This window comes from Rhizobium sp. Nf11,1, assembly GCF_050587665.1.
Taxonomy (GTDB): domain Bacteria; phylum Pseudomonadota; class Alphaproteobacteria; order Rhizobiales; family Rhizobiaceae; genus Rhizobium.
Genome location: NZ_JBOBHU010000051.1, coordinates 1 through 6,471, shown reverse-complemented (window position 1 = coordinate 6,471; position 6,471 = coordinate 1). Strand labels below are relative to the sequence as shown.

The 6,471-nt window shown below is 60.5% G+C and carries 5 protein-coding genes; 4 read left to right on the top strand and 1 reads right to left on the bottom strand.

Annotated elements, in window-relative coordinates; translation table 11 throughout:
- On the bottom strand, nucleotides 1–892 hold an 892-nt coding region (locus ACQ7C1_RS31445), incomplete at its 3' end, for a trans-sulfuration enzyme family protein (RefSeq protein WP_430961182.1).
- 81 nt (nucleotides 893–973) lie between these two features.
- On the opposite strand from ACQ7C1_RS31445, the gene ACQ7C1_RS31440 reads away from it, so the two are divergent.
- The 4 genes from ACQ7C1_RS31440 to ACQ7C1_RS31425 all read left to right on the top strand — a co-directional run.
- Nucleotides 974–2,461, top strand: a complete 1,488-nt coding sequence (locus ACQ7C1_RS31440) for a PLP-dependent aminotransferase family protein (RefSeq protein WP_430961181.1) — start codon at nucleotides 974–976, stop codon at nucleotides 2,459–2,461.
- Between the two features lie 231 nt (nucleotides 2,462–2,692).
- Nucleotides 2,693–3,184: an MOSC domain-containing protein gene (locus ACQ7C1_RS31435; protein ID WP_430961180.1), complete on the top strand. Its 492-nt coding sequence runs from the start codon at nucleotides 2,693–2,695 to the stop codon at nucleotides 3,182–3,184.
- Between the two features lie 27 nt (nucleotides 3,185–3,211).
- A complete protein-coding gene (locus ACQ7C1_RS31430) occupies nucleotides 3,212–4,141 on the top strand; it encodes a PDR/VanB family oxidoreductase (protein ID WP_430961179.1) in 930 nt (309 codons plus the stop codon).
- A 15-nt stretch (nucleotides 4,142–4,156) separates the two neighbouring features.
- On the top strand, nucleotides 4,157–6,471 hold a 2,315-nt coding region (locus ACQ7C1_RS31425), incomplete at its 3' end, for a transketolase (protein WP_430961178.1).

Sequence of the window (6,471 nt, the reverse complement as noted above, 5' to 3'; positions counted from 1 at the left end):
CGGCGGGATGCGCTTCGAGCGTACGGGCGATCGCCAGAGCCGAGGCGCTGTGCCGATCGATCCGAAGCGAGAGTGTTTTCAGACCGCGCATGATCAGAAAGGCCGAGTGCGGCGCCAAGGTCGCACCGGTAATGTAACGCAAACCGGTTTCGTGCAAGCGGTGGAGCGTTTCCGCGTCGCCGAGTAGCGCCCCACCCAAGGTGTCGCCATGGCCGTTGATGTATTTCGTAAGAGAGTGAAGCACGATATCGGCGCCATGCTCGATCGGCCGCTGAAGTGCGGGAGAAGCAAAGGTACTGTCCACCGCGACTTTCACCCTATGCGCGTGCGCGCGCTCTGAGATTGCGGCAATGTCGAGAATGCTGCTGAGCGGGTTCACGGGTGTCTCGAAGTAGACGAGCTTGGTCTTTTCCGTGATCGCCGCGTCGAGGTTCGAGGGATCAGAGAGGTCCACGGAAACGACCTTGATGCCGAAGCGCGGCAGACCTTGCTCCACCATCGCGACAGTATTCGAATAAAGCGTCTTGTGAACGAGAAGCTCGTCGCCCTGCGACAGCAATGAGAGGATCAGAGTGCCGAAGGCGGCCATTCCGGTCGATACGACAAGGCCCGCCTCAGCCCCCTCCAGATTCGCAAGCCGCTGCTCGAGAATCTCTGTGGTCGGGTTGTATTCCCGCGCATAAAGTCTGCCGCCGAGCGCTGCTGCGGCGTCATTCGCCTCGACGCTCTCGAAGCCGTAGGTCGAGGTCAGGAAGACTGGCGGCTGGACTGCCCGTTTGTAGTCCACCGGGCTGAACGCATGATGAATGGCTCGCGTGTCGAATGCGTAGCTTGCCGCGTGAAAGTGGTCAGATTGCTTCTGACATTTGTCATGCTCGCTGCCGCCTGTCATAGCTGGATCGTATCCTCTTTGCTTTGGCCCAGACTGGCATCATACTGGCCGGCATGAAACATCCAGTTTGGCAGAAAGAATATGGTCCAGTCGGAAAACCAAGCGGCGGCAGCGCACGCGCCCAGGATGGGCGCACGCAGGATTTACGAGGCGCTCAAGAGTCAGATCCTTGGCCGTGTCTATGAAGCGGGAAGTCAACTGCCATCCTCACGCAGCCTGGCCAATGAACTGCATGTGTCGCGGACAACGGTTACAGTTGCCTATGAACAGCTTGCCGCTGAAGGCTTTGTGGAGCTGCGCCAAGGCGCCCGCCCGCGTGTGACAGCGCTGGAGCTGAGACAGCGGCCGCGAGAATCCGACACCACACAGGAGGCGTTCGGGCCGCTTTCTGCTTACGGCGAAAGACTTCGGGCGCTTTCGCCGTGGCTCGACTATCTGCCAACCAACCTGGCGGTTGATTTTCGATACGGCGATCTTGCCCCATCTGACTTTCCGGCACTGGCGTGGAAGCGCGCTATCAATTCGGTGATTGCCCGAAGACCCGGGCGGCTGGCCTATGAGGACCCACGAGGATCCCGGCGCCTGCGGCAAGCCCTTCAGGGTTACCTTTGGCGGGCACGGACGTTGCAATGCGATCTTGAACAAATCATCGTCGTCAATGGTTCCCAGCAAGGGCTGGATCTCTGCGCTCGGATCCTCCTCGACGCGAACAGCGCATTTGTGATGGAGAATCCCGGCTACCGAATGGCTCGCCAGATCTTCTCAAGCACCGGGGCTTCCGCCGTGGCAGTGGACGCGGACGCGGGCGGCCTGAAGACCCCGGACTTATCAGGAATCGACGCCCGGATAACCTATGTAACACCATCCCATCAGTTTCCCTTGGGCGGTGTCATGCCGATCAGCCGTCGCCACCAGCTTCTCGCTTGGGCTCGGGATAGAGACGCCTATGTGGTTGAGGACGACTACGACAGTGAGTACCGGTACGACATCAGCCCGGTTCCGCCCCTCCAGAGCCTGGCGGACGGGCGCAACGTCATTTATCTGGGCACCATTTCAAAGACACTGTCGCCGATGATGCGCATTGGCTACCTCGTGGTGCCAAAACAATTGCAGGAGGTGTTCGCAACCGCCAAGCAATTGACCGACCGCCATACACCCATGACCGAGCAGGAGGCGCTCGCCTCACTGATCGAAAGTGGCGCCTATGAGAGCCATGTGCGTCGCGTCAGACGACTGAATAGGGAGCGCCGTGAGACATTATTGAGCGCTCTTGAAACTGCATTCGGCGACCGCGTCACGGTCGAGGGTGCGGATGCCGGATTGCATGTCGTCGTCTGGTTCAATGGGCTGCCCGGATCAGCTGAGATCGCCCTAATGGATGCCGCGCGCCAACGCGGCGTCGGCCTCTACGGTATTTCACCGCTCTACGATTCTGAACCAGGGGCAACTGAGGCGCCACGCGAGCGGCTCGGCTTGGTGATGGGCTATTCGGCGTTGACACCGAGGCAGATCGAGAAGGGCATTCAACTTGTCGCCTCGGCCGTCGATGCGGTGAAGGGTGCGGGCTGACAGCAAGACCCGGCTCGCCGAGCATCTTATTGCATCCTCTCGTGGCAAGCCTCTACCTTCGCCGAACTGGACTAGGAACATGCTGATAAACTGGCACTGTTGACGAAGCCAGTTCCACGGCAGATTTCCCCATCAGCCGGGACTGGTGAGACATGGGATGATCCCATGATGAGAGCAGTAGGCCACTGGCGCGGAGATCCATGTCGATCGAAGGCAAGCGGGAGCCGATACATGACTTGGCAGGGGAGTCTGCTCCACATTCACATCGCGCCGGCCGCTTCCTACGAGATGGAAGAACTGGCGGAGGCGCAGCTCATCGCTGGCCGCGGTATTTTGGGCGACCGCTATTACCTCGGGACCGGTACGTATTCGCCCAAGCCGGACGTCCGTGAAGTCACGCTGATCGAGGCTGAGGTCCTGGAGGCGATTGCCAAGGGAGAGCCGAAGATTCCCGGTTTCAAGGGCACGCTCGCGCCCGAAGATCACAGGCGCAATCTAACGACCCGCGGCGTTCCGCTCGGCCACCTCGTCGGCAAGCGCTTCCGGGTCGGTGAGACGGTTCTGCGAGCGGCACGAATGAACTTTCCCTGCAAATACATCGAGGAGCTGCTCGGCATGCCGGGCCTCTACGAAGGGCTGCTGAACCGTTCCGGTCTCAACTGTTCGATCGAGGTCGGTGGTATCATCCGTCCTGGCGACCCGATCCTGCCAATGGACGAGTGACGCGACATGGGATCTCCGCGTATCATCATGAAACTGATCGTTGCCGGCGTCCACGACGAGCCGGGCGACGTCCGCGTGATCGAGCTGAGGCACTCGCGCAGGCCTCTTCTGCCGGCCTTCGAACCAGGATCGCATGTCGACGTTCATCTCCCCGACGGAAAGGTACGCCAATACTCGCTCTGCGGTGATCCGGAAGATCTCAGCCGCTACACGATAGCGGTGAAGCGCGAAACCAGTGGCCGGGGCGGCTCGGCATGGATCCACGAAACTATCGCACCAGGCGCCGAGCTGCCCGTATCCGCCCCGCGCAATCATTTCCCGCTCCGGAAGGGTGACGGGCCGGTCCTTTTGCTGGCAGGCGGTATCGGGATCACACCCATTCTTGCGATGGCTCGGGCTCTGTGTCGGCAGGGCAAGCACTTCGAACTCCACTATTTTGCGCGAGGCCGGAACTTCGCACCTTTGCTGGGGACCTTGGAGGACACCATCGGCTCCGAAAGTCTGAGGCTCCACTTCGACGATCAAGTCGAAACCCGGCAGGACATTCATAGCCTGTTGTTGGCGCGGCCCGATGGTGCGCAGCTCTATTACTGCGGGTCTCCCAGCTTCATGGCCGCCGTTGCACAAGCTTCACGCCACTGGCCGGATGGCACGGTCCATTTCGAAGCCTTTCAGCCGCCGGTCCGGGATAATGCGCCACCCGAACCGTTCACGATCCTTCTTCGTAACGGGACAGTCGTTCCGGTACCTGCAGACGAGTCAGCGCTATCGGCCATTCGCGCCGCCGGCGTGTTGCTGATGGCGTCCTGCGAGAACGGCGTCTGCGGAACCTGCGAGTGCGGGTATTTGGAAGGACAGCCAATACATCGCGATGCAGTGCTTTCAAACGAAGCCCGTAACTATCGCTTTATCCCGTGCGTGTCGCGCGCGACGGGCGTTCTGAAACTCGACCTGTAAAAGAAGGGGCAGAGGATGAGCTCCAAGATCAGCTACCTGCAGGAAATTGAACGCTGCGTTTCCTGGCTCGCCGCCTGGACGATCCATCACGCGAACCATATCCGCGAAGCGGACGAGGTGAAGGTCGGCGGGCACCAGGCTTCGTCGGCTTCGCTCAGCACCATCATGATCGCGCTCTACTGCTCGGCGCTTCGTCCTCAGGATCGGGTCGCGGTCAAACCCCACGCAGCACCGATATTCCATGCTCTCCAGTATCTGGCAGGCAACCAGACCCGCGAGAAGCTCGAAAACTTCCGCGGTTTCAAGGGCGCACAGAGCTATCCGTCACGGACCAAGGATGTCGATGACGTCGACTTCTCCACCGGCTCGGTCGGTCTCGGCGTGGCGCAGACGCTGTTTTCTTCATTGGTCCAGGACTATGTCTCCGCACATGGATGGATGAACGATCGGCCTGAAGGACGCATGGTCAGCTTGATCGGCGATGCCGAGATGGACGAAGGCAATATCTATGAGGCCTTGATCGAAGGTTGGAAACACGGCCTGAGAAACTGCTGGTGGGTCGTCGACTACAATCGTCAATCGCTGGACGCCGTCGTTCGCGAAGGCCTCTGGGAGCGTTTTGAACAGATATTCAGAAACTTCGGCTGGGACGTCGTGATCCTGCGCCATGGCTCTTTGCAAGAAGCCGCGTTTGCCGAGCCCGGCGGGGACAAGCTGCGGCAGTGGATCGAGACGTGTCCGAACCAGCTCTATTCCGCCCTGACCTTCCAGGGCGGCGCGGCGTGGCGAAAGCGACTGCTGGACGAGATCGGTGATCAGGGGCCCGTGACCGCCTTGATCGAGCGACGTTCCGATGAGCAACTGCAAGCGCTCATGGTTAATCTCGGAGGGCATGATCTGCCAAGCCTGCTCGAGGCCTTTGAACAAGCTTCGCAGCACGACCGCCCGGTCTGCTTCATCTGCTATACGATCAAGGGATATGGCTTGCCGCTTGCAGGCCACAAGGATAACCACGCCGGTCAGATGACTCCCACGCAAATGGAGGGGTTCCGCCAGCAGATGGGCGTAAAGCAGGGACAGGAATGGGAGAAATGGTCCGCAGCTACCATGCCGGATGCTGAGCTCGACGCGTTCGTCGCTCAGATGCCGTTCTTCAGCGAGGGCCGCCGCAGACTGTCTTCGCCGGCGATCCCGGTTCCTCCTGCGCTTCCCTTCCCTGGGCAGCCAGGCAAGCTGCTTTCAACCCAGATGGGCTTTGGCCAGATTCTGAACGATATCGCGCGTGGTGACACACTGCTTGCCGAGCGCATTGTCACGACCTCTCCGGACGTGACTGTGTCAACCAACCTCGGCCCCTGGGTCAATCGGCGCGGGTTGTTTGCCCGTGAGAGCATGTCCGACCTCTTCAAGGCGGAGCGGATTCCGTCGACCTACAACTGGGAGTTCGGTCCTAAAGGCCAGCATCTCGAACTGGGGATTGCCGAATCCAACCTGATGATCATGCTTGGTGCACTTGGTCTTTCCCATTCGATCAACGGCGCCAGGCTGCTGCCCATCGGCACCGTCTATGATCCGTTCATCTACCGCTCGGCCGACCAGTTGAACTACGCCTGTTACCAGGATGCGCGTTTCCTGCTGGTTGCAACACCGTCCGGCGTAACGCTAGCGCCGGAAGGCGGCGCGCACCAGTCGATCGGCACGCCATTGATTGGTATGGCGCAGGACGGACTGTGCTCTTTCGAGCCGGCCTTCGTCGACGAGCTTTCGGTCATCATGCGCTTCGCCTTCGACTACATGCAGCGCGACGGCGAAGGTGACCCCGATGAAACCACGTGGTTGCGCGATCAGACCGGTGGATCCGTTTATCTGCGCCTGTCGACGCGCCCGCTCGAGCAGCCAGCGCGCCAAATGGCTCCTGAGCTGGAGCAAGACATCATCAATGGGGCCTACTGGTTGCGGCGGCCTGGGCCAAATGCCAGCGTGATCATTGCCTATCAGGGCGTCGTCGCACCCGAGGCGATCGCCGCAACCGGTTTGCTCGCCGAAGATCGACGGGACGTCGGATTGCTGGCGATCACCTCCGCGGACCGGCTCAATGCCGGCTGGCAAGCTGCTGAACGCGCCCGACAACGTGGAGCGGTCGGGGCGATGAGCCACATCGAGCGCCTGCTGGCGCCTTTGTCACGCGATTGCGGGATCGTCACGTTGATTGACGGGCATCCAGCCACGCTCTCCTGGATTGGAGGCGTCTATGGTCACTGTGTCAAGTCGCTGGGGGTCGAACATTTCGGCCAGACCGGCACAATTGCCGACCTTTATCGGCATCATGG